Source organism: Salegentibacter chungangensis (assembly GCF_042678405.1).
GTDB lineage: Bacteria > Bacteroidota > Bacteroidia > Flavobacteriales > Flavobacteriaceae > Salegentibacter_A > Salegentibacter_A chungangensis.
On the sequence record NZ_JBHTLI010000001.1, the window covers coordinates 1,147,503 to 1,171,347 of the forward strand.

14 protein-coding genes and 1 pseudogene are annotated in these 23,845 nt (G+C 42.4%); 9 read left to right on the top strand and 6 right to left on the bottom strand.

Annotation, left to right across the window (positions count from 1 at the left end; translation table 11 throughout):
• From ACFQ3Q_RS05100 to pruA, 3 genes and pseudogenes are all read right to left on the bottom strand, one after another.
• Nucleotides 1-462: pseudogene (locus ACFQ3Q_RS05100) on the bottom strand (hypothetical protein); the annotation flags it as partial.
• A gap of 166 nt (nucleotides 463-628) precedes the next feature.
• Nucleotides 629-10,657, bottom strand: coding sequence for an Ig-like domain-containing protein (locus ACFQ3Q_RS05105; protein ID WP_380743579.1), 10,029 nt, complete (start codon nucleotides 10,655-10,657; stop codon nucleotides 629-631).
• A gap of 365 nt (nucleotides 10,658-11,022) precedes the next feature.
• A complete protein-coding gene (gene pruA, locus ACFQ3Q_RS05110; RefSeq protein ID WP_380743581.1) occupies nucleotides 11,023-12,666 on the bottom strand; it encodes an L-glutamate gamma-semialdehyde dehydrogenase in 1,644 nt (547 codons plus the stop codon).
• A 140-nt stretch (nucleotides 12,667-12,806) separates the two neighbouring features.
• On the opposite strand from pruA, the gene ACFQ3Q_RS05115 reads away from it, so the two are divergent.
• Nucleotides 12,807-13,541 carry an NRDE family protein gene (locus ACFQ3Q_RS05115; RefSeq protein ID WP_380743583.1) on the top strand — a complete coding sequence of 245 codons (735 nt, stop codon included), beginning with the start codon at nucleotides 12,807-12,809 and terminating at the stop codon, nucleotides 13,539-13,541.
• On the opposite strand, the gene apaG is transcribed toward ACFQ3Q_RS05115, so the two are convergent.
• From apaG to ACFQ3Q_RS05130, 3 genes are read right to left on the bottom strand one after another with little or no spacing between them, the layout of a single operon-like run.
• Nucleotides 13,515-13,901, bottom strand: coding sequence for a Co2+/Mg2+ efflux protein ApaG (gene apaG, locus ACFQ3Q_RS05120; RefSeq protein WP_380743585.1), 387 nt, complete (start codon nucleotides 13,899-13,901; stop codon nucleotides 13,515-13,517). The genes ACFQ3Q_RS05115 and apaG overlap by 27 nt on opposite strands.
• 2 nt (nucleotides 13,902-13,903) lie before the next feature.
• Nucleotides 13,904-15,001, bottom strand: a complete 1,098-nt coding sequence (locus ACFQ3Q_RS05125; RefSeq protein WP_380743588.1) for a DUF3667 domain-containing protein — start codon at nucleotides 14,999-15,001, stop codon at nucleotides 13,904-13,906.
• A gap of 15 nt (nucleotides 15,002-15,016) precedes the next feature.
• Nucleotides 15,017-16,270: a type IX secretion system plug protein gene (locus ACFQ3Q_RS05130; RefSeq protein ID WP_380743589.1), complete on the bottom strand. Its 1,254-nt coding sequence runs from the start codon at nucleotides 16,268-16,270 to the stop codon at nucleotides 15,017-15,019.
• Between the two features lie 172 nt (nucleotides 16,271-16,442).
• Here ACFQ3Q_RS05130 and ACFQ3Q_RS05135 point away from each other — a divergent pair, with 172 nt between their 5' ends.
• Genes ACFQ3Q_RS05135 through ACFQ3Q_RS05170 form a run of 8 tightly spaced genes read left to right on the top strand, consistent with a single transcriptional unit; the run spans nucleotide 16,443 to nucleotide 23,845 of the window.
• Nucleotides 16,443-17,786, top strand: a complete 1,344-nt coding sequence (locus ACFQ3Q_RS05135; protein ID WP_380743591.1) for a Na(+)-translocating NADH-quinone reductase subunit A — start codon at nucleotides 16,443-16,445, stop codon at nucleotides 17,784-17,786.
• A gap of 15 nt (nucleotides 17,787-17,801) precedes the next feature.
• A complete protein-coding gene (locus tag ACFQ3Q_RS05140; RefSeq protein WP_380743593.1) occupies nucleotides 17,802-18,977 on the top strand; it encodes an NADH:ubiquinone reductase (Na(+)-transporting) subunit B in 1,176 nt (391 codons plus the stop codon).
• A gap of 2 nt (nucleotides 18,978-18,979) precedes the next feature.
• Nucleotides 18,980-19,723: a Na(+)-translocating NADH-quinone reductase subunit C gene (locus ACFQ3Q_RS05145; RefSeq protein WP_380743595.1), complete on the top strand. Its 744-nt coding sequence runs from the start codon at nucleotides 18,980-18,982 to the stop codon at nucleotides 19,721-19,723.
• 2 nt (nucleotides 19,724-19,725) lie between these two features.
• Nucleotides 19,726-20,472: an NADH:ubiquinone reductase (Na(+)-transporting) subunit D gene (locus ACFQ3Q_RS05150; RefSeq protein WP_380743597.1), complete on the top strand. Its 747-nt coding sequence runs from the start codon at nucleotides 19,726-19,728 to the stop codon at nucleotides 20,470-20,472.
• 27 nt (nucleotides 20,473-20,499) lie between these two features.
• Entirely contained in the window at nucleotides 20,500-21,114 is a 615-nt protein-coding gene (gene nqrE / locus ACFQ3Q_RS05155; protein ID WP_380743599.1) for an NADH:ubiquinone reductase (Na(+)-transporting) subunit E, read from the top strand.
• A 16-nt stretch (nucleotides 21,115-21,130) separates the two neighbouring features.
• Entirely contained in the window at nucleotides 21,131-22,420 is a 1,290-nt protein-coding gene (nqrF, locus tag ACFQ3Q_RS05160; RefSeq protein WP_380743601.1) for an NADH:ubiquinone reductase (Na(+)-transporting) subunit F, read from the top strand.
• A gap of 54 nt (nucleotides 22,421-22,474) precedes the next feature.
• Nucleotides 22,475-22,831: a Na(+)-translocating NADH-quinone reductase subunit F gene (locus tag ACFQ3Q_RS05165; protein WP_380743603.1), complete on the top strand. Its 357-nt coding sequence runs from the start codon at nucleotides 22,475-22,477 to the stop codon at nucleotides 22,829-22,831.
• 3 nt (nucleotides 22,832-22,834) lie between these two features.
• Nucleotides 22,835-23,845, top strand: coding sequence for an FAD:protein FMN transferase (locus ACFQ3Q_RS05170; RefSeq protein WP_380743605.1), 1,011 nt, complete (start codon nucleotides 22,835-22,837; stop codon nucleotides 23,843-23,845).

Consider the following 23,845-nt stretch of genomic DNA (forward strand, 5'->3'; position numbering starts at 1 on the left):
CACCTGCTTAACCCCGCAATTATCACTTGTTGTTGGATTACCGAGGGTCACTCCAGAAGCGCTACAAGCTCCAGGATCATTATTTACATTTACTTTTGAAGGAGCGGTGATAGTTGGATCTAGGTTGTCCTCGACAACTAAATTAATCTCTTTTACTGCTGGATCATTATTGCTATCGGTAACAGTTATAGTATAGGTTCCCGGAGCGAGATTTGAAATGTCCTGATTAGTTGAAGAATAACTGCCAGGACCTGACCAGGAATAAGAATAGGGAGTAGCACCTCCGGAAATTGAAATTGAGATCGAACCGTCTGATGCCCCGTTACAGGAAACATTTACGGCAGAGTCAACTGTTATAGCAGGAGCTGCGTATTCGTTTGAGGCTGATAAATATGTTCCCGAAAATATTAAAAATAACACCAGGCAATTTTTGAATATTTTGGGCAGAGTAATTTTTCCCATAGGCAATTGGTAGTTGCAAATCAGGGATAAAATTACATATTATTAATTAATCAAAGCAGTTTTTCTTAAAAAAATACAGGTTTAAGTGTCTAAAAAACAGGATGAAAGGTTTGATTTATTCTCTACACACCTATTTTGTAAGATAAAACTTACATTTATGTAGGAACTACTTCATAATGAACTTTTTATCTATTACTCCTTTTTCGCTTTTCAGTTTAACTATATAAACAGCAGATCTAAACTGTCTAACTTTAAGAATGAACTCTTTAGCCTGTTCAATATCATCAAATGACTGGATCATTCTGCCGTTGAGGTCATAGATCATTACCTCCGAAATTTCAAGTTCATCAGGATTAAATACCTTCAATTCTCTGGTATTACGGTAATACCTAAGATCTACACTCTCTGATAATGGAGCTTCGGGTTCAGTTTCTACCTGAGGAGCAAATATGATTTCGAACCTGTTATGCACATCTCCAGGTTCTGCAATTGCATCATAGAATCGTTCTGTTAGGTTATGTACACTGTCTAAGGCTTTATCTCGTAAGTATACCTGTTTTTTTGCCGGCCAGTTTTGGAGGGAATCGATCTGAATTTTGAACCATCCATTTTCCTTGACCTTTAGCCCAAGGGGTAAAACTTGATCCTTGTCAAAGTCCGGTACGGCTTGTATCACAAGTTTTTGACTGTCAATCAGCCAGTACATATCTTCAGCATTATTCTCAATTAGAGGGGCATCATAGCCAAGATCAAAACCATCTGTGGTGATTTCATCTTCAGTAGCTAATAATTGCCTGTGGTAGCCTAAAGGAGAATGAAACTTCAGCCTTATTTTGGCTCTGGTGTCAAGTTCTGCCGTTTGCCTGTTTTGAGATCTGTGCATCAGGAATATCGAGGATGCGCCTTCTCTGATCCCTGCTCTTTGACTATTCTTAAATACAATATCTCCTCCCTGTACATTTATTCCATTATTTAAGTTATCGTCTAATCCCGTATTCACAAAGAAGCCCTGAGCAACTGGAATATATCGTTGCGGTTCTTTTGTTCCTTTTGCATCATTGTCATTTATTCTTTCATCATTCGAAATAGCAGGGATCCCTCCTGCAAGGGTGTAGGTGGCATAACCACCAACATATTCTCTTAGAATGTGCGTTTGCCCTGCAAAATGATCCCAGAAATAGATAGCTCCGTTAAAGATATTACTTGTATTAGTAGCACCGGCTACTTGTGCAGAGTTGAGATTGTCTAATATAAAGAGATCGGCATCCATAGCACTTGGGTAAGGATTCCCTATCAAATAGTTTTGAGTCATTCCTATGTTTCTGGTAAAATCCCCATTGTGAGGTTTACCTTTAAAGACATAGTTCTGACGGTCACTAATGGCTGCACTACCTTCGGTTCCTTTCATTGTGTAACCCTCACCGGTTCTCAAATTGCCGTTAGCTCCAATCCAGATCCATTCTTCATACACATCGGCAGTACCTCTAAATCTCCACATCCAGTAGGTGCTGAGGGTAATTGGAGAGGTAAGGGCACCATCCGCAGCGGCATAAGGATATTGGTAATTAATTGGACCGGGGTTGACAGAATTCGTTCCGTCATATAATACCTGGTTTATTGAATAATCTGCATTATTTGCTGCTCCCTGAAGGCTTACCGGGCTTGACCAGTAGTTATAATTGTAACTGCGTTTTGTTCCCTGTTGGTCACGTTCTAGCCATCCTTGGCTGGCTTCTGCCAATAGGCTGCCCTGGTCCTGAAGTAACTGGGATTCTCCTACAAGATCTATGTTTCCGTCAAGGAGTAAGTAATTTGTAACCCTCAACATTTGTCCGGTGTTATTCTCATTTAAAGCTCCTCCTGCGGCCATAGTAAGTAGTTTTCCGGGAGTATCAGATAATAAACCTAAGACAGTAATGTCCCGCGATCCAGAGTCAATATTATGAGAAACCTGAGCGATATTCCACTCAATAGGGGTTCCGTCTACCCCGGTGCTGTGTGGTGGATCCCAGACTGCTGGCCGAATCCATGTATTATCTGTTCCCCAGGTTTGGCCATCTGTTGCAGAAATATATGGTAGGGGAGCGGTATTTTGCTGATTGGTCTCCATATTGTGCATTCTTCCGGGTTCTGATGTTTGAGCCAGGTCTGGGGTTAGTCCATTATTAGGCATAAGAGCAGGATCAAATGCAACAAGATTTGCCGGGTCTGGGTTTGACGAGATTAATCGGTAATAGCCCAAAAGATCTGAATAAACAAGACCATCCGGTACATCCATAGGAATTAGTTCTCCCATTTGGGCACCGTTGTCTATCAATCGCTGGTTCATCATAAACCTGATCTGGTTTTCTGTAAGCGGCTGATTCCATATCCTCACTTCTTCAATCCATCCGGAAAAATAATTATCTGGCTGTTGAGTAGTGTCGTCATATCCCGCGCCGATAAGGAATGGGAAAATACCTCCGGAACCTTGACTACTCCCAGAAGTTTCTTTAGAGTCGGAAATTTCAATTCCATCAATATATAATTTAGCGGTTCCTCCTCCGAAGGTGACTGCCAGGTGATACCATCTTCCATCTAAATCTAAACTTTTATTAGAGGTAATGGGTGTACCGCTCCATTTAAAGACAGGCTTAGCGCCTGCATTCAGGTATAATTCATATCCTTCACCGGCAAGTATGGTTGCGACTTTACCTGTTCCGGGACCATTCTCAGACTCCGGGCGCACCCAGGCTTCAATACTTTGGGCGCCGGAATAAGAATCTTCTATGGCAACATAATCATCAATTCCATCGAAATCGAGAGTCGTGCAATCAAGAACGCCGAAGGTAAGATCATCATAAGTGACCTCGCAGGGACTGTCCGGGTCCTGGGTTATCTTCCATCGTACAACATATTGTCCGGGCACGCCGGGGGTAAATACAGCATTAGGGTCATTGATCGGCTCTATAGAAGGATCATCATTTGTGAAGTGGCTGGGTGAATAAGTATATCCTGCCGGTCCTGAAACCAATTCCCAGGATGCGGTAGATTCATCATCTTCGGGGAATTCTGTTACTTCACCCTGATATGCGCCTGTGATCACTCCATTAAGCTGAATTTTATCATCGCCGCAATCATCTTCTATAGCAGTGGCTGTCGAAGTATAGTTGTCAAATACATAAACACTTATCGTTTCGAAATTTTCGACATTGGAGCAGGTATTACCATTTGAGTCAAGAACTACTTTTGTTCTTACCTCAAAATTATTCCATCCAATTAAAGTTGGAGTGTAAGTTTCTGTATTATTAGTACCTATCAGGATAGGGTTATCCGGGTCAGTATAATCTGTCCATTCCATCGTAAGCCCTTGCGGCCCTTCAGGGATAGCTATATTATCTATCGCCCAGACATCACCAATTCTTGTTCCTACATAGCTGAATCTTATTCTGAGGTTATTAAAGCCTACATAATCACCAAGATCAATTTGGATCTTGTTTTCGGGCCTTGTGTCTATTGTTCCCAATCCGAAATCTGCTAAATGATCACTGGTTATTCCCTGGTCGGTTTCAGTAGGAGTTTTGTAGTATAGTGTTGTATAGGTGTTACCACCATCGGTTGAGATTTCCACGCTTATGGAGGCTCCTGGGGTAAGGTTGTATGCCTGGTCAAAAGTAAGGATTCCGGGGTCTGTTGCTGAAATGCCGAATACAGGAGTTTCCATAGTAGCCGAATTATTGCTCGATACTACGGCGAAACCTTTGTTCCCATCCTCAATTCCGGATCCCCACTCCGTATCATAAAAGCTATAGGGCGGTGTGAGATTTGCGGTAGTGAACGGGTGAGGAGTTGCACGTTTCCACCTGTCAGGCCTCGTGTTATTCGCATCTGTATCAAACCCGATATCCGTTGTACTTCCGTTTCTTCTTACTCTCCATCCGTGATTGGTTATCCCGGCATTATCGAAATAACCGTCATCATTAATGGTAGATCCGCTCTGGTAACCGGTTTCAGAACTTAAACGTACTTCCTCACCAAAACATACAACTCCGGGGTCTACTGTTACCGGATTAGGTTTAATATCTGAAGGGATCACACTGATGATAGCTGTTTCTGAAAATACATTTGGAGTACAGGCCCCGCTGGCTATTTCAACACGGAACACGGTAGTCTCGGAGATATTTAAGTTTTCGATCTCATTAGCCGAAAGACTAAGGCCGGTAAAGCCTGAAATCGTCGACCAGCTGGTGGCAGAAGCACCCCTGTATTGCCATTGTACCACCTCACCAATAATTCCGGTAAGGTTTAGAGGTGCTGCATAACCGGCCCCCGGATTTTCACATACGAGAAATACGCGGTCCCCTGTTGCAAAATTCAGTTCTCCACCTTCAGGAACGGGGTCTATTTGAATGTCAAATTCTGCTGAATAAACGTCGGTACAAACCCCGCTGCTTAAAAGGACCCTGAAGCTTGTAGCTTCCTGCAGGTTCATATCAGTAAAATCGAAAGTTGTAAGTCCGGCAGAATTTGCGATTGGAGTCCAGGCGGAAACCGAAGCATTGTTGTATTCCCATTGCTCGATGTTCCCTTCCTGGCCGGTAAGCTCAAGACTTCCGCTGGTGTTGGTGATACACAGGCTGGATGGTCCGTCCAGGGTGCCGCCAACGGGGAGAGGGTCTACCGTGATCGTAAATTCATCGGTATTTATACAACCGGCAGAGTTGGTTGCCGTAATGGTATAGGTTGTGGTTTCCGTTGGAGAAAGATCTGCAGAACTGCCGGTGAAGCTATTTCCGTTAGCATCCTCCCAGAGGAAAGTGGTGGAATTACCGGAGTCATTCGTGTCAGATACTTCTGCTGAAACCGTGTCTCCCTCACAAATTGTAGCGTCAGCCGGAGGAACAATTAGTGGAAGTTTATTAATATTTACAGTGATCTTCTCTCTTTCTCCTTCACAATTATTAATATTTGTCTGGCTCACCCAATATTCAAGAGTTCCGGCGGCCGTTGTCTGCGGGCTCGGAGCTTCGGTCAATGGAGTAGTTGAAGAAGCACTATCATACCAGTTGAGAGTGGCATCAGTCTCCGGAGTGGCAGTTAGGGCAGAAGCTGTTTCCCCAAGACAATAATTTATGGTAGTTCCATCAACTGTGGGTTTATCTGGTCTTGCATAAACAAAGACTTTGATCATAGCAGGATCACTTTCACAAAAAACAGGCGTTTGTGTGACATAATAAGTGAATTCAGCCGGACTGTCGGTAACCGGAACAGGGGCACTGGATAGAGGATTCATATTTTCATCATACCATTCCAGATTAGTGCCGTTTGCTGTTAAAGCAACCGCTGTTTCACCTGTACAATACTGAACATTTTCTACCACCGGAGCATCCGGAACCGGATTTACTTCCAGTTTGAAAGAATTTGAAATTGCTTCCGGGCAGGTAAAATTGTTTTGGGATCCGTCAACCTTAACTGCGTAGGAACCTTCATCAGACTCTGTGACATTGTTAATGGTTAGAATTCCTTCATATACATCAAACGTGTAATCTTCATAATTACTGAGAGACTGAATTTGGCTTGTTACCCTGGTTCCGTCAATTGCGATTGGATTTCCGTTTGAGTCGATCCACTCAAAATCAAGAGGTGCGCCATTGGCGTGAACTACAAACCTGAAGCTCACCGTTTCATTTCCTGTTTCACAAACCACCACATCCACTGCAGGTTCTACGATCACAATATCCTCATCTACATTTAATGTCACAATATCAGACTGTACCTGAGAAGCTTCGGTAGGAGTGCAGGCATTGGTACCCGATACCATTACGTAGTATTCTCCTGCATCTTCAGAAGTAGCTACTGGTAAGGAAAGTACTGGAGATTCAGCTCCGGGTATGGCGCTGCCGTCCTTATACCACTGATAAGTAAGGTCATCTCCCGTAGCTGTGACAGAAAATTCAGCATCCTGAGTGGAGCAGATTCCAATGTTGAATGGCTGGGAAGTAATTTTCACCTCCTCGTAAATGGAGATGTCTAAGGTGGCCACTTCTTCAGGACATCCACCAAATGCAGGGATTGTATAGGTTATAGTATAATCACCCGAATTCTCATTGCCGGGATTTATACTTCCGTCATTCGGATCTATAGTTAATCCTGTTGCAGTGAAAGTTCCGCCTTCGTAAGTTCCCGTTCCCGTCAATGTAGGGGTGAAGGTTAATCCGGGAGAGGAGGTATTACAAAATTCGGTTTGATTATCAGGAAAAGCAATGGTGACCACCGGATCCGGAGCTACAGTAATTGTAACCGATCCGCTCACTCCGGTGGAACAGTCCGGGGCATCCGGATATGCTACCGATTGTACTGCGTATACAAAATCTGTATCACTATTTGAAGTTGCTGAAAGGGCACCGGTATTTAAAGTACCGTCCCCGTTAGCGTCGAGATTGAAAGTATATGGGTTGGTGTTGTCGCCGTTAATGGTATAAGTTACTATCCCGTTAGGAATTCCATCGCTAAAGGAAATGTCTGCATCAGATCCGCTACAGATTTCAGCATCACCGCTAATTGTTACCGTAGGGGTAGGTCTTACAATTAGTGAAGCTGAAGATGAAGAAACAGGTTCACATTCATAATCTGAAGGCCCTGTAATTTCTACATAATAATCCCCTGTATCGGCCAGGCTAGCAGGATCTATATTCAGAGTTGCAGAGGTTCCTCCTGAAACAGCTGAGCTGGAACCCGGGCTGCCTTTAAACCACTGATAAGTGAAACCTGAACCTAAAGCAGCTCCGCCAACTGATGCCGAAACGCTAATGCTTGCAACCCCATTTTCGCAAACGCTCTGTGATTCGGGTTGGGTATCTATAGTGATATTTTGGTCTATGATAAGACTTGCGGAGGCCGAGGTCACGGAAGAGCAGGGAGCCGTGCCGCTAACCACAACAATATAATCTCCTGCATCAGAAATGTCAAGATTGCTCAAATTTAAAACATTGGCGGTACCACCTGGAACCTCGTTCCCTGGAGTCGCGCTGCTCTTAAACCATTGGTATGTAAGACCTTCTCCTGTAGCGGCAACTTCAAATTGTGCACCTCCGGCTTCACAGGCTCTCACCTCAGAAGGTTCAGATGTAATGACCACCTTTTGGATAATATTTACATCGGTAGTAACGTCAATTTCTTCACAACCTCCGGACGCAGGAATAGTGTATATTATGGTATAATTGCCCGGTGTGCTTAGGGAAGGATTGATTTCTCCCGAACTGGCATCTATACTTAATCCCGAATCTGCGGAGAAAGTGCCACCTGTGTAATCTCCGGTGCCGGTTAAATCTACTGCCAGGCTTGTGCTGGAGGTACACGCATCTTCATAGGATATTGCTGCAGAAGGAGTAGGTGTCACCGTAATTGTGGCTGAACCCGTTACTGATCCTGAGCAGGTAGGGTCGTCAGTATATATTGCTGATACAAGCTGAAAAGTTGTAGTGTTAATCAGAACTCCGCTGTCAAGACTTGCCTGCCCGGAAGCATCCAAAGTAATATTCTGGTTAGCTCCTCCGTTAATTGTATAAGTAACCTGGATATTTGGAGAGCCGGTGAATGTTATTGGAGAAGCATCTCCTTCACAAATGGTGGCATCTCCGGAAATACTTGCACTTGGTGCATCACGAAAGATAATCTTCATTTCATCGTAAAAATCACCGGTACAGGAACCACCTGGAGTGGCATCCGGAGAAACTCTAATGATTACCTCGTTGAGATTTTGAATGTCATTATTACTTGGGATATATTGAAATGTGAAATTACCAACCTTTCCATTAGGTACATTATTAAAGGTTCCGGATCCGCTAATAATTTCGGGAACGATCTTAAGCTTGGCTCCGTTGAAATCTATATTTCCTGAAATGCTCACCGGATTTGGTGTTCTGCATACCGTTTGATCTTCGCCGGCATTAACTTCTACATAATTTCCAATATTAATACCTTCGGTATTATTGACATCGGTATAATAAGTTGTAAAGCTGCTTTCTCCACAGATATTCACCGCTGCAACCTTTACAAAAACACTGTTGGGATAATTTGAATTGGCTGGTACATTCACGGTTATTTTTTCGGTGTCGCTTCCATTAGTAATAACCCAGCCGGAAGGAAGATCCCAGTTATAACTGTCAGCATTAGCTACCGGAGCTACTTCAAAGGTAAGCCCGTTTATAACCGGACAAATATTTATTACCGGGTTCCCATTACTGTCTGTTCCAGAAATGCTGCCCGGTTGAGCAGGTGCTCCGGAAACTCCGGTAACACTTAAACTTGCCAGGGCGCTTGTTCCGCAATTGTTTTTTGCAGCGACTGAAATATCCCCGGATGGGCCGGTAGTTACCGTAATCGAGTTGCTGGTGCTACTGCCGGACCAGCCACCTGGCAGGCTCCAGATATATTCTGTGGCGTTCTCTACCGGATCTATCGTATAGGTTTGGCTTGTTCCCTGGCAAACTTCAACAGGGCCGTCAATTGCTCCGGGCGTCTCCGGTGCAGGAGGATCAACACTAACTGAAAGATTGCTTTCAGGCCCTATCCCGCAGGAGTTTTCCGGCTTAACGCTTATATTTCCGTCTTGTCCGTAATTTCCTGCATTAACAGTAATTTCGCTCGTTCCGCTTCCGGCAGTAATGCTCCAGCCGTTTGGAACGGTCCAGTTGAATTGGGTTGCTTCTGCAGGTCCACTAACGGAATACTTGACCTCATCTCCCGGGCAGATTACCGTATTGCCACTTGTAATTGTTTGTGTAATGCTTCCGGAGCTTACCGGAGTACCATCTTTAACAGTAATATTCCAGGTGTAAGCGGCACCGGTGTCACAATCGTTCTTGGCGGCGACACTTAAATCTGCTGTTCCGGTAGTTCCGGTGGTTACTGTGATAGAGTTTGTAGTACTTGATCCCGTCCATCCTGATGGTAAAGTCCAGATATATTCTGTTGCATTGGAGACCGGTGAAACGCTATAGGTGACCGATGTGCCCGGGCAGACTTCCGATGGTCCGGAAGAAGGACCTGGTGTGGCCGGAGTGCCGGGTTTAACGCTTACCGATATACTGCGAGCAGAGCTTATTCCGCAGTCATTTTCAGCGGTTACCGAGATATTTCCATTTTGTCCTGAGTTTCCAGGGATTACTGTAATTGTAGACCCGTTGTTGGTGTCAAAACTCCATCCTGAAGGTAAGGTCCAGTTGTAGCTTGTTGTAGTAGGATCATTGCTTACGGAATACTCAACAGGAGTTGTAAGGCTTCCCGGACAAACCTCTGTAGGACCTGTAATATTCCCAGGTTGTGACGGGGTGCCGTCTTTAACATTGACCGATAACGTGGACGTAGGACTTGTCCCACAACTATTTTTTGCGGCTACGCTAATATTTCCGGATCCGGAACTGCCGGTGGTTACTGTGATCGAATTTGTTGAACTTGATCCGCTCCAGCCGGAGGGGAGAGTCCATATATATTCGGTAGCATCTGCTACAGTTGAGACAGTGTAGGTCTCCGAAACACCGGGACAAACTTCATCAGTTCCACTAATGGCTCCAGGCTGGGCCGGCGTACCTGGTTTTTCTGTGATAGTAATAGTGTTACTTGAGAAATTGGGAGTACAGGGAAGGCTGGATTGTACAAAAAGTTGTACTTGGTCTCCTCCACTAAGAGTTAAACTGCTAAAGCTACTTCCTGAACCCTGGCTCACTCCGTTCACCTTCCAGTCATAAACCGGGCTGCTTCCGGCATTCGTGAGTGAAGCAGAAAAGTTCACGGTTTCGCCGGGACAAATATTTGTTTGATTAGCCGAAATTGTAGCCGTTCCCGTTCGGTTTTGGTTAACAGTAACAGTGATTGAATTACTCAATTTAGTGACCGAATTGTCGGCATCGCAAATGATTTTTAAGCGAATCTTATCGTTGTTGGATAGGGAAGTCGAGGTAAAGGTAGTGCCTGTTTGTCCTCCAATATCGGTATTGTTTCTTTGCCATTGATAGCTGATTCCGCTTCCGGCATTGGTTAGTGAAGAGGTAAATGTTATGCTTTGACCCTCACAGAAAGTAGTGGGGTCATTGGTAGAAATACTAACCGTAGTATTACTATCAATATCGGTACACTGGCCCATCGAAAGTTCAGGAAGGAGGGCCAAAATAAAGATCAGAAAGAATAGTTTTTGCTCAAGTAATTTTATTCCCATAATCGCAAAGATTTTAAGGTTTCATCAAGTACGTAGGGGTAATTCTAAGTGGTAAAGAGCTCAAGAAATCTCTTTGGGGAAGAGCTGATTAACAAATAAAAATAGTCTATTTTACTGAAAACTAGAGTTTTAATCGATAAAATGTGCTTTTATTCGATAAAAAGATTTTTAAATGCCTGGAATCTTATCAGTTTTTAATTTCAAAAGCTTTGAAAGCTATACCGGAAAGCATTAATGCTTAAAAATTAATAATGGTTATTTGCAGATAATGACCTTATGGGAAGAGCTGGAATGAGAGCTGGATAATAAGACAAAAAAAGCCACAGCAATTGCTGTGGCTTTTTTTGTCATTTTAGTTGAGCAGATTATTCGCCCATAAATGGATACCTGTAATCTGTTGCAGGAACAAAAGTTTCTTTGATCAATCTTACTGAGACCCATCTCATAAGATTCATTTTAGAACCGGCTTTGTCGTTTGTACCACTGGATCTTGCTCCACCAAATGGTTGTTGTCCAACAACAGCTCCTGTAGGCTTGTCATTGATGTAGAAGTTACCGGCAGCATTCTGAAGCAGATCTGTAGCCTGAGCAGCTGCATAACGGTCTCCTGATAAAATTGCACCGGTAAGGCCATAAATACTTGTGTTATCTACAATTTCACAGATGTCAGCCCATTTCTTTTCATTAAAATTTTTGTCGTCATACACATACACCGTGACAACCGGACCAAATAATTCGGTTTCCATAGTTGTATAATGCGGATCTGTAGTAAGAATAACGGTAGGTTCGATAAAGTAACCTTTAGATTTGTCATAATTACCTCCTACTACGATCTCGGCCTTGTCGTCTTTTTTAGCTTTGTCAATATAGCCGGCCAGTTTATCGAAGGCTCCTTCGTGAATAACTGCATTAATGAAGTTGTTCATATCTTCAGGAGATCCCATTTTAAAGGATTCTACGTCTTCAACTACATAGTCCTTGATCTCCGGCCAAAGACTCTTAGGGATGTAAACACGGGAAGCAGCACTACATTTTTGTCCCTGGTATTCGAAGGCACCTCTCGAGATTGCCGTGGCTACTTGTTTTGCATTGGCGGTCGGGTGAGCAAGGATAAAGTCTTTTCCTCCTGTTTCCCCAACTATTCTAGGGTAAGTTTTATAGTTGTGAATATTCTTACCTATTTTTTCCCAGATTCCTTTGAAGACATTGGTACTACCTGTGAAGTGAATTCCTGCAAAATCAGGGCTGGCGAGTACGGCATCGGTGATCATTTCCGGGTCACCGTTAATCATATTGATAACTCCGTCAGGAAGACCTGCTTCCTTAAATACTTCCATAATCACCTGTGCGGAAAGCATCTGGCTGTCACTTGGTTTCCATACGGCAACGTTACCCATTAACGCAGCACTTGACGGAAGGTTTCCTGCAATTGCTGTAAAGTTGAAAGGAGTGATCGCGTAAACAAATCCTTCAAGAGGTCTGTATTCTACACGGTTCCAGTTTCCGTCAGAAGATTCCGGCTGGTCGTTGTAAATCTGAGACATATACTCAACATTGAACCTAAGAAAATCGCAGATCTCACAGGCTGAATCGATCTCGGCCTGGTAAATGTTTTTTGACTGCCCGATCATAGTCGCGGCATTCATTTTTTGTCGGTATGGGCCTGAAATAAGATCGGCAGCTTTAAGGAAAATAGCGGCACGCTGTTCCCATTCTAGCTTAGACCATTTTTTTCTGGCTTCTAAAGCTTCTTCTATAGCTTTTTCAACATGTTTTTTCTTCGCAAGGTGGTAAGTTCCCACCTCGTGTTTATGGTCGTGAGGAGGATTAATGGTTTTTGTGTCTCCTGTTTTAATTTCCTCGGATCCAATATATAAAGGAACCTCTGTCTTCGTATTAAAAAGGTCTTTGTATGTAAGTAATACTTCTTCTCTTTCCGGGGTTCCCGGTGCATAAGTTTTTACGGGTTCATTGACCGCAATAGGAACTTGAAAAAATCCTTTTCCCATAATAATATTTTGTTTTTAAATGTTTTTGAAAATTGTGATGTTAAAGGTAAAAAAATTAAGTGATTTTGAGTGACCTGTAAATCGCATTCACGAAAGCTTAACTTTTTTCGTAAATTATGAATTATCCTTAAGAAAATTTTATGTGTACTATAAGCCTTGTGCCTTTATCAGGTTTTAAAAACTCCTTTATTTTAACGTCCAACAGAGACGAGGCGGTAGGGCGTGAAACCCTGCCTCCGGAGTTTAAATCGCTAAATGGCGTTAAAGCGCTTTTTCCCCAGGATAAAGTCGCCGGTGGTACGTGGATAGGAGTGAGTGAATATAAGCATGCGATTTGCCTTATGAACGGAGCTTTCGAGAAGCACGAAAGAAAAGATAATTACAGGAAAAGCCGCGGCTTGATCGTGACCGACTTGCTGGAAGCTCAGGATGCAGTTGATACTATAGAAAATTATAATTTTCAGGATATCGAGCCTTTTACGCTGATCCTTGTCGACTGGAAAAAAGGGCTGGAGTTTTATCAGCTTGTATGGGACGGCCAAAAAAAGCATTTTAAGCAGCTGGAACTAAGGGATCATATTTGGTCTTCTTCGCCTTTGTATGATAAAACAGCAAAGCGTATGAGAAAAGACTGGTTCGAAGAGTTTAAAAGGAGTAAAGAGCTCACTGCAGAAAACATCCTGAAATTTCATCATAATGCGGGAACGGGAGATAAGAATACCGACCTTATTATTGACCGGGGATTTTTGAAGACCCAAAGTATCACGCAGATCAAAAGTGTGAATTCAGAAATAGACTTTTGGTACGAAAACCTGAAAGACCATAAGGTGACTAAAGAAAAATGGAACCTAGTTGATAGCGAAAGGAGCGCTTAATTTAAATGTTGGGATCTTAACCTTGAACTTTCTGGTAGATGTAAAGTTGACCATATTAAAGTGCCCGCTCATAGCACCAAAAGGAGCAGTGAGTAAGCAACCGCTTCTGTAAGAATGGGTTTCCCCGGGTTTCAGCACTGGTTTCTTTCCGATAACTCCTTCTCCTTCCACAATTTCAGTCCGGTTAAGGGCGTCCTTAATTTCCCAGAATCTTGAGGTGAGCTGAACAGAATCGTTGCTTTGATTTTCTATAGTGATCTGGTAACCGAAGGCAAAGCGCATCTTGTAGTTCTTATAGAACGCACCTTCAAAATTGGTTTCTACCGAAATTCTTATCCCTCTTGTTACTTGTTGAATCATCACTAGTAAATTGCGAAAGAGGCAAAGATTGAAATTATCCCTGCAACTATTGCTAAAATAAAAAATAATAGGTTTAAAAGAGTGAACTTTACAATGGTTTTAACACGTCCCTGCCTGTAAAAATTGCGCATTGCTTTGTAAAGGTAGTAAGCAAATATGGTGGTAGCGATAATTGTCCCCCAGTCTCCTTTTAAAAAGAAGTCTATGAATACTGCCAGGGCGAACAGGATAAAGAAAGTGGTTTGTACGTGGAATGTAAAAATAAGGTGTTCCATATAACTGAAGGCTCTTCTTATATAAAGTAACCAGATAAAGACTGCAAAGACCGGCAGGTAAAAGAAGATGATAAATGGGAGCTTGCTTAAGAAGTAATTGAAGAATATATTCGGGTTTGATTTTATAGCGTTCCAGTCTGCCGCTTTTTTATAAGTCCAGTGGTTTATTCCTGTCTGGGAATATTTCAGGCTGTCCATTGCCGTATTGGCATTCATTATTAAGGTCTCTTTGTTGAATCTCGAAAAAATATCCAGTTTCTTATATTCCTTTTCAAAAAAGCCTAAAGTGTCCAGGTGAGCTTCCGTAATATAAACGTCTTTGTAAGTTCTTTTTTGCTTTTTTTCAGCAGCAAGCTTCAGGGAGTCAAGAAAAGCCGGAACTTCCTCCTCGGTTGCTATTTTATCCAGTCGTGGTTGCAGTTTTTGAATACTGTCCTGGCTTATATACGCTACTTCGGGAGCGACATTATCAAAGGCCTGGGTGTCGAACTCCAAAGGATTTAAGAAGCTCCATATTAAAAAGAAGATAATGGAAGCGCTAAGGTAAAACCTGAAAGGGTTGGCATAGCGCATTCGCTTCCCCTGGATGTAGTCTTTGGATATTTTACCCGGTTTAAAAAGCAGGGCTCTAAGTGTTCGGTGCAGCCGGGAATCGTATGCAAAGAGACCGGAAAAGAATTCCGAAAAAAAATCGTCGAAAGTTAATTTCTTGGTGCTGTTCATCTGGCCGCAGCGTGGGCAATAGCGGTCGCTGATTTCCAATGGATAATCGCAGTTGAGACATCTGTCTCCGCGATATTTCATCAAAGAGCGTTTGATCTTCATCTGTTTTGATCCTGGTTAGTTTCTTATGTTCTTCGAATTGGCCTGGCCTATACCTATAATCCTGTCATAACGCCCTCCAATTTCGGTATAATAAACCAACACCTGGTACTGATTTTCGGTCTCGTCAAAATTCCCGCTAATAACACCTTCGTCTATAGTGCCGTCCTGTTTCAGTACAATATACTTATAATTATAATAGCCCTGTTTGAAAAGCCTTCCGGTTTCAAAATAGCCGCTTTCAGGGTTATAAGAAAGCCTGGTGCTGTTGTCTAAAGTATAATTGTTGAAATTACCGTAGAGGTGGACTTCGCTCCCCTCGGGAACTTGAAAATCCTGAAGTTTGAAATGCATCCAGATATATTCAGCTTCAATATCCGGGTTTTGAGCCCCTATGCTGTTTATTAAAAAACCGCCGTTAAGATCCGGATTATAGGTGTACGGGTCATCGGACCGAATAGCGTCCGGGAACAAAAAATGATGGTAAAGGTCTTTCACTTCAATATAATTAATGTCTATAGTGGTTGCCCTAAGGTCTTTATTGTCAAACTGCATAAACTCGTTACCGCCGGGAAAAGAGGTTTCCTGGTCATATTTGTAGATAAGGTCATTGGCAATAGTGTACTGCGGCTGGATATTTTTGATGGCGGTTTTCAGATTGTAATTCTGAATGATCACCACATTTACGGTCTGGTCAGGATTCTTAAGCAGCAGGTTTGGTGACTCCACACTAAAATTCACAACCTGCCTGGTGTCTATATATTTCAGGTCGCGGGCACGCTTGACCTCCACCGGAACTCTTGCAAGATTCTCATAGACCATAAATTTCCTGGAAAAGACAAGCTCGTCATTCTCGTTGAAGATCTTCAGCATATAATTCCCGGAAACCTTCAGCCCTTTTGTGTCTTCGTTGGGGATCTGAAGCTCATAATGAGAATAGGGCTGAAGGGTGTTATAGGAATTCTGGTAATTGAATATTCTTATATCGTCAAATCCATTCAGGTATTCAGATTTTGCCAGCTGTGAGGGGGTCCAGTCATAGTTGAAATGCTCTATGGTGTAATAATAATTGGCTTCATCACCAATAATATCGTCAAAGCTCAGGTTAATGGTTTCACCAAGCCTCAAGATGGGATTACCATTCTGAAACAGGGAATCCCCGTGAAATTTTATGCTTCTGATGTAGTTGGGAGGGAGCACTTCTTTTTCTTCCTGAGCAAGGAAGTGAAGAGGGAATTGGAAGAAAAGAATTAAAAGCAAAAAAGTTCTCATAAGCGGGTTTTGATTAACTCAAATGTAATTACAAAATTAATACAAGCTTTTTTAACATTTCATTTTAACAAATTTCGGACCGTAAAAAACTTGGTTTTCTTGGGATAAGTGAGGTGAAAATTCATAAATTTGCACGACTTTTAAATAAACTTTTTAACATACACTCCATCCTATGTCAAAAGACATTCGAATTAAAAGAGGACTATCTCTACGATTAGAAGGGGAGGCAGAAAAGGAGCTGGTAGAAGCTCCAAGGTCTAAAACCTTTGGAATCAAACCACCCGATTTTCATTCTGTTGTACCAAAAATGGTTGTAAAAGAAGGAGCTAAACTTCTTGCAGGCGATGAAATTTTCTTTTCAAAATACACCGACCAAATACGTTTCACAAGCCCGGTAAGCGGGACTCTTAAGGAGATTAAGAGAGGTGAAAAGCGTAAAATAATGGAGGTGATCATTGAAGCCGACCCCGAAGATTCTTATAAGGATTTTGGGAAAATGGATGCTTCAAGTTCTGATGCCGAAGCGGTTAAAAACCGTATTCTTGAAAGCGGTTGCGGAGCTTTTATCAACCAAAGGCCTTATGATATTGTAGCCGATCCTAAAGATACTCCAAAAGCGATTTTTATTTCAGCAGTAAGCACTGCACCTTTGGCTCCGGACTGGGGCTTTATTCTTAAAGATAAGGTGGCAGAAATCCAGGAAGGTATTTATGCCTTGCAAAAACTTACTCCCGGAAAAGTTCATCTTTCAGTAGATAGTAGTTCTGCCAAGGTTCTTGGGGACCTGAAAGGAGTAGAGCTTCACAATGTAAGCGGGCCACACCCGGCAGGAAATGTTGGAGTTCAGATTCATAAAATAGATCCTATCAATCAGGGAGAGCGTGTTTGGACCGTTAGTCCTGATGATTTGGCGATAATTGGTAATTTGTTCCTTACCGGAAGGTATGAAGCTAGCAGAACTGTTGCCGTTACCGGAAGTGAAGCTGAAAACAGGAAATATTACACTACCAAAATCGGAGCTAACGTAAGCGATCTTATTGGTCAGGCTCCCGATAGTGTAAGGATCATTTCAGGAAATGTGCTTACAGGACAGAAACTTAGCAATAATCAATATGTTGGTTTCTTCAACAATGAGGTGACTCTTATTCCGGAAGGAGATAATTACAGAATGTTTGGCTGGTTGCCATTTACCTACAATAATATTCACTCAAACTCCAGAACTTCCCTGTCCTGGTTGTTTCCGAATAAAAAATACAAACCTACCACAAACCTTAACGGAGAAGAGCGTGCTTTGGTTGTAACGGGAGAAATGGAAGAAGTACTTCCTATGGATATTTACCCGATGCAGCTTATTAAAGCCTGCCTTGCCGGAGATATCGAAAAGATGGAAAACCTTGGTATTTACGAGGTTTCTCCTCAGGATTTCGCGCTTGTGGAGTATGTGAATACTTCTAAGTTGGAGATCCAGGAGATTATTCGTCTTGGTTTGGATTTAATGATTACTGAAGTAGGTTAAAAAGCAGTTTAAGTTATGGAATGGATTAGACAAAAATTAGATAAAATAAAAGAGCCTTTTGGTCCAGGGAAGAAATACGAAAAGTTTTCTCCGGCAATCAATGCTTTGGATACTTTCCTGTATACTCCCAATCATACTACCAAAAAAGGTGCTCATATACGTGATGCTGTAGACCTTAAGAGAACTATGATCACTGTGGTACTGGCGTTAATTCCTGCTCTTATTTTTGGGATGTGGAATGCCGGTTACCAGCATTTCACTCAGTTGGGTGAGGAGCCGTCCTTTATAGATGCCCTTATTCACGGAGCCTGGAAAATTGTACCGATGATCGTGGTTTCTTACGTGGTTGGTCTTGGTATTGAATTCGCCTTTGCGATCTTCAGAGGTCACGAAGTAAACGAAGGATACCTGGTAACAGGATTGCTTATTCCTATGATTATGCCAATAGATATCCCGCTTTGGATGGTGGCAGTTTCTGTTGTTTTCGCAGTGGTCGTGGGGAAAGAAGCATTCGGGGGAACCGGGATGAATATCCTAAACCCGGCCTTGACGGCAAGAGCTTTTGCTTTCTTCGCTTATCCTACCTTTATGTCTGGAAATAAAGTTTGGGTTAGTGAAGCAGGCAATGTAGATGCGATTTCTGGAGAAACCATCTTAGGTTCTTTGGCTTCAGGAAATGAAGTGGCCTACAATTCAATGAATATGTTTACCGGTGTTATTCCGGGATCTATAGCTGAGACTTCAACTTTATTTATCCTGCTTGGAGCTTTACTTCTTGTATTGACCAAAGTTGGAAGCTGGAGAATTATGCTGAGTGCCTTTATAGGAGCCGCAGTTATGGGGCTTATCTTTAATGCGCTTCCGGCTATGGGAGTTGAAGGAAATGATCTTACAAATTTCGCCTGGTATAATCACCTGATTGTTGGTGGTCTTGCCTTTGGTATTGTGTTTATGGCAACCGACCCGGTTTCTGCAGCACAAACCTATAGAGGGAAATGGATTTACGGATTCTTGATCGGATTTCTTTCTATTATGATCAGGGTGTTCAACCCGGCTTATCCGGAAGGGGTAATGCTTGCGATCCTTCTTATGAACGTGTTCGCTCCAACCATAGACCACTATGTTGTTGAGGCTAACGTGAAGAGAAGAAAGAAAAGATTAAAAAGTGTAAACGCTCAAACAGCAGTTTAGTTATGGAAGAGAAATCAGTAAATAAAACAAATAGTAATGGCTATACTTTTATGTTTGCCATTATCCTTGTAGTGGTTGTTGCTGCGGTTCTTGCCTTTACGGCAACCTCTCTGCAACCTACTCAAAAAGAAAACGTGCGCCAGGAGAAAATGCAAAGTATCCTTGCTACCATAGGTATTGAAACCGACAGGGCCGGGGCGCAGAAGTTGTATGACCAATATATTACCGAAGAGGTAGCTCTTAATAAAGATGGTTCTGTAGCAGAAGATGTGGACGCGTTTAGTGTAGATCTTGCTAAAGAACTTAAAAAGCCGGTAGAGAAGCAGGTGTTTCCTTTATACGTGGCAGATGTTGAGGGGAAAAAGTACTATATAGTTCCTTTAAGAGGGAACGGATTATGGAACGCGATCTTTGGATATATTTCTCTTAAAGACGATGTGAATACCGTTAAGGGTGCAACCTTCGATCACCTTGGAGAGACTCCGGGTCTTGGAGCTGAAATCACCAAGGATTGGTTCAAGAAGAGCTTTGAAGAAGAGAAGATCTTTGACGACAACGGAAACCTTGTAGGGGTGTCTGTTGTTAAAGGAGATATAGATCCTTCAAACAAAGACGACAATAAGGTAGACGCAATTTCCGGAGCCACTATTACCGGTGACGGAGTTTCCAATATGATTTCAGAAAGGCTGAAGCATTATCTGCCTTATTTTGAAAAGCAAAAAGGATTTAAAGTAGCAACTCGATAATTATGGCTAAAGAGAAAACACATACTTCCGAAGAAAAGGAAGCAAAGAAAAAAGAAATGATCTTTTTCCTGTCTAGTTCTGATGAAAAAGAACATTTCTTGTCGAAGAAAAACAGAAAGTTATTATCAGATCCGTTAGACGATAACAACCCTATTACCGTACAGGTACTGGGTATCTGTTCGGCACTTGCGATTACGGTTCAGCTTGAGCCCGCAGTGGTGATGGCTATTGCGGTAATGGCGGTAATGGCGTTTAGTAATATGATCATTTCGATGTTACGTAATTTAATCCCCAGCCGAATCAGGATTATCGTTCAGCTTGTGGTGGTTGCATCTTTAGTGGTGCTTGTAGACCAGATACTGAAGGCCTACGCTTATGATGTTAGTAAGCAGCTGTCGGTTTTCATTGGTCTTATTATCACCAACTGTATCGTGATGGGACGTCTTGAGGCTTTCGCTCTTGGTAACGGGGTTTATAAATCTTTCCTTGATGGTATCGGGAACGCAGCAGGATACGGACTTATCCTTATTATTGTTGCATTCTTCAGAGAGCTTTTAGGTTCAGGGAAATTATTCGGTTATGAAGTTTTAGGACACCAGGGAGCAACCCTTGCTGATTCTACAGGACTTTATGCCTTTGGATATGAAAACAACGGTTTAATGTTGCTCTCGCCAATGGCCCTTATTGTGGTGGGAATCATTATTTGGGTACAGCGGGCACGTAACCGTAAACTGATTGAAGAAAATTAATAGCGCAACAGCTTAAAAAAATAAAAAATGGAATTAGTAAACTTATTTGTAAGAAGTATTTTCATCGAAAATATGATTTTTGCCTACTTCTTAGGGATGTGTTCCTATTTAGCAGTGTCAAAAACCGTAAAGACAGCTGTTGGGCTTGGTGCGGCCGTGATCTTTGTATTGGCGATCACCGTGCCTATTAACTACTTGCTGGATACTTATCTTTTAAGGCCCGGAGCCTTAAGCTGGTTAGGTGCTGAATATGCCAGTATAGACCTTAGTTTCCTGAGCTTTATTATGTTTATTGCGGTAATTGCCTCTATGGTACAGCTGGTTGAGATGATTGTTGAGAAATTCGCACCGGCTCTTTATGGGGCTCTTGGGATCTTCCTTCCGCTTATTGCGGTTAACTGTGCCATTCTTGGTGGCTCTTTGTTTATGCAGCAAAAGGATTTCGGAGCTATGAGCGAAGCCATCACCTACGGATTAGGTAGTGGAATTGGATGGTTCCTTGCTATCCTGGCTATTGCAGCTATCCGTGAGAAGATCGCTTATTCAAACGTACCTGCGCCGTTAAAGGGACTTGGAATTACTTTTATAATTACCGGTCTTATGGCTTTAGGTTTTATGAGTTTTATGGGAATTAAATTATAATCGAAAAAGAAAGATTATGACAGTTGTAATAGCAAGTGTAGTTGTATTTTTAGTTTTAATATTATTGTTGGTTTCCATTCTGTTGGGGGCTAAAGCCAAGCTGTCTCCATCAGGGCCGGTAACAATAAACGTAAACAACGAAAAAAACCTTGAAGTAGGATCGGGAGGAACTCTTCTTTCTACTTTAGGTGACAATAAATTATTTCTTCCCTCTGCCTGTGGTGGAGGTGGAACCTGTATCCAGTGTAAGTGTATCGTTAAAGAAGGAGGAGGAGCCATTCTTCCTACCGAAGAGCCTCACTTTACACGTAAAGAGATTGCCGATGGATGGCGTCTTGGTTGCCAGGTTAAGGTGAAAGAAGATATGAAGATCGAGATACCTGAAGAGGTGTTTGGTATTAAGAAATGGGAAGCTACCGTAGTAAGAAACTATAACGTAGCATCTTTTATCAAGGAATTCGTAGTGGAGATTCCTGAAGATATGGATTACAAAGCCGGAGGATATATTCAGATCGAGGTTCCTAAATGTGAGGTGCCGTTTAAGGAGATGGATATTGAAGCTCACCCTGAAGAACACCCGGGAGAACCGGAAAAGTTCAAGGCAGAGTGGGATAAATTCGACCTTTGGCCACTTGTAATGAAAAATGCAGAGCCGGTAGAACGTGCTTACTCTATGGCTTCTTACCCTGCAGAGGGACGTGAGATTATGCTTAACGTGCGTATCGCCACTCCGCCTTGGGATAGAGCTAAAAACACCTGGACAAGCGTTAATCCTGGTATTGCTTCTTCTTATATTTTCTCAAGGAAAAAGGGAGATAAAGTGACAATTTCTGGGCCTTATGGTGAATTCTTCATCAACCAGAGTGAAGCTGAAATGCTGTACGTAGGAGGGGGAGCAGGAATGGCCCCAATGCGTTCTCACCTCTATCACCTTTTCAGAACCCTTAAAACAGGAAGAAAAGTTACTTACTGGTACGGTGGGCGTTCTAAAAGAGAATTGTTCTACATAGATCACTTCAGAGCACTGGAGAAGGATTTCCCGAACTTTAAGTTTTACCTTGCGTTATCTGAACCTATGGAAGAAGATAACTGGAAGGAGAAGAAAAGCCTTGAGGATGAAGGAGACGGATTCGTTGGCTTTATTCACCAGGTAGTAATAGATAATTATCTGAATCATCACGAAGAGCCGGAAGAAATAGAATTGTATTTCTGTGGGCCTCCATTAATGAACAAGGCTGTTCAGAAGATGGGAGAAGATTTCGGAATCCCGCCTGAGAATATCAGGTTCGATGATTTCGGAGGATAATATTAATAAATTGAAATCCCGCCTTTAAAGGCGGGATTTTTTTATTTTTGCGCTATGGCAAAACTAAGTGATCAGGAATTACATAATCTTGCAATGAATATTGTGGGGAAGGACCTCGAGGCTAATGGCTATGAATTCTTAGGGGTGAATAGTGAGCTAAAAAGGGACCCGCAGTTTGTTGCTCTTAAAAACAAGAAACTTCATTTTGTGATTGTCAGGGCCATAGAATATCCCCATAACCCCAGAGAGTTTGATCCTGTATTCCTGGAAAGCATAAAGCAACACGCGCTTAAATTCAATGCCCGTACTTTTTATGCCGGGGTTGGTCTTGCCAATAATAAGGATTATGAACAACCCATTACGGCCGAAGATGATTACGTGGTTAATTATGATGGCTGGCAGGAAATCTAAAATATGAGAAAAACAATAGTACTTTTATGCGTCTTTCAGCTGTTTATGGCCTGTAAATCTTCGGAAGAAGAGGTAATGGTCTACAGGGGGGAGGCCCTGGGAACTACCTATCAGGTAAAATATTTTGGAGAGCAGATAGGAATGGAAAAGGCGCTTGATTCCATTTTTGAAGACATTAATGCTTCAATGAGTACTTATCGGGAGGAGTCCGATATTTCCAGGATCAACGCTGGTGATACCTTAGTAACGGTAAACGATCACTTTAGGGAAGTTTTTGAAGCCTCAAGAAGGGTGTACCAAGAAAGCAACGGGTATTTTGATCCTACTGTTGGCATTCTTGTCAATGCCTATGGTTTTGGTCCCGAAAAGCAATTAGAAGAGCCTGAGAAAGCTACTTTGGATTCACTTAGGGCCTATGTAGGATTTAATAGGCTTCAATTGAGCAGCGACAATAAGGTGAAAAAGGATTCAGCAAAAGTATACCTTGATTTTAATGCAATAGCCAAGGGCTTTACCATAGATGTTATAGCCCGTTATCTGGATTCGAAGGCTATAGATAACTATTTGATTGAATTGGGTGGAGAGCTGGTGGCCAAAGGGCGAAATTTAGCTAAACAAGATGAATGGTTGGTAGCAATAGATGATCCAAGGCAGGAAAAAGGAGAGCGTAAATTCCAGGCGATCCTGGCTTTGAAAGATCAGGCTATGGCAACTTCTGGGAATTACAGGAAATTTCGGGTTGATTCCGCAACAGGTAACCGATATGTTCACACCATTAATCCGTTGACTGGTCTGGCTGAAAAGAGCAATCTTCTAAGCGCATCTGTACTTGCTGAGAATTGTATGCTGGCCGATGCTTATGCTACCGCGTTTATGGCTCTAGGGCTGGAACGTTCCAGAGAAATGTTGGAAAAGCTGGATGGTGTGGAGGTATATTTTATCTATGCTGAAGATGACAAGCAAAAAGTTTCGGTATTTGCCTCTGAAGGATTTAAGAAGGCATTACGGGAATAA

What these genes read in the sequence shown, in the direction of transcription:
- apaG (WP_380743585.1), bottom strand. Translation starts at nt 13,901, where the DNA reads ATGATTCAACAAGTAACAAGAGGGATAAGAATTTCGGTAGAAACCAAT.
- nqrE (WP_380743599.1), top strand. Translation starts at nt 20,500, where the DNA reads ATGGAATTAGTAAACTTATTTGTAAGAAGTATTTTCATCGAAAATATG.
- ACFQ3Q_RS05125 (WP_380743588.1), bottom strand. Translation starts at nt 15,001, where the DNA reads ATGAAGATCAAACGCTCTTTGATGAAATATCGCGGAGACAGATGTCTC.
- ACFQ3Q_RS05165 (WP_380743603.1), top strand. Translation starts at nt 22,475, where the DNA reads ATGGCAAAACTAAGTGATCAGGAATTACATAATCTTGCAATGAATATT.
- ACFQ3Q_RS05130 (WP_380743589.1), bottom strand. Translation starts at nt 16,270, where the DNA reads ATGAGAACTTTTTTGCTTTTAATTCTTTTCTTCCAATTCCCTCTTCAC.
- ACFQ3Q_RS05115 (WP_380743583.1), top strand. Translation starts at nt 12,807, where the DNA reads ATGTGTACTATAAGCCTTGTGCCTTTATCAGGTTTTAAAAACTCCTTT.
- ACFQ3Q_RS05145 (WP_380743595.1), top strand. Translation starts at nt 18,980, where the DNA reads ATGGAAGAGAAATCAGTAAATAAAACAAATAGTAATGGCTATACTTTT.
- ACFQ3Q_RS05150 (WP_380743597.1), top strand. Translation starts at nt 19,726, where the DNA reads ATGGCTAAAGAGAAAACACATACTTCCGAAGAAAAGGAAGCAAAGAAA.
- ACFQ3Q_RS05140 (WP_380743593.1), top strand. Translation starts at nt 17,802, where the DNA reads ATGGAATGGATTAGACAAAAATTAGATAAAATAAAAGAGCCTTTTGGT.
- ACFQ3Q_RS05135 (WP_380743591.1), top strand. Translation starts at nt 16,443, where the DNA reads ATGTCAAAAGACATTCGAATTAAAAGAGGACTATCTCTACGATTAGAA.
- pruA (WP_380743581.1), bottom strand. Translation starts at nt 12,666, where the DNA reads ATGGGAAAAGGATTTTTTCAAGTTCCTATTGCGGTCAATGAACCCGTA.
- ACFQ3Q_RS05105 (WP_380743579.1), bottom strand. Translation starts at nt 10,657, where the DNA reads ATGGGAATAAAATTACTTGAGCAAAAACTATTCTTTCTGATCTTTATT.
- nqrF (WP_380743601.1), top strand. Translation starts at nt 21,131, where the DNA reads ATGACAGTTGTAATAGCAAGTGTAGTTGTATTTTTAGTTTTAATATTA.
- ACFQ3Q_RS05170 (WP_380743605.1), top strand. Translation starts at nt 22,835, where the DNA reads ATGAGAAAAACAATAGTACTTTTATGCGTCTTTCAGCTGTTTATGGCC.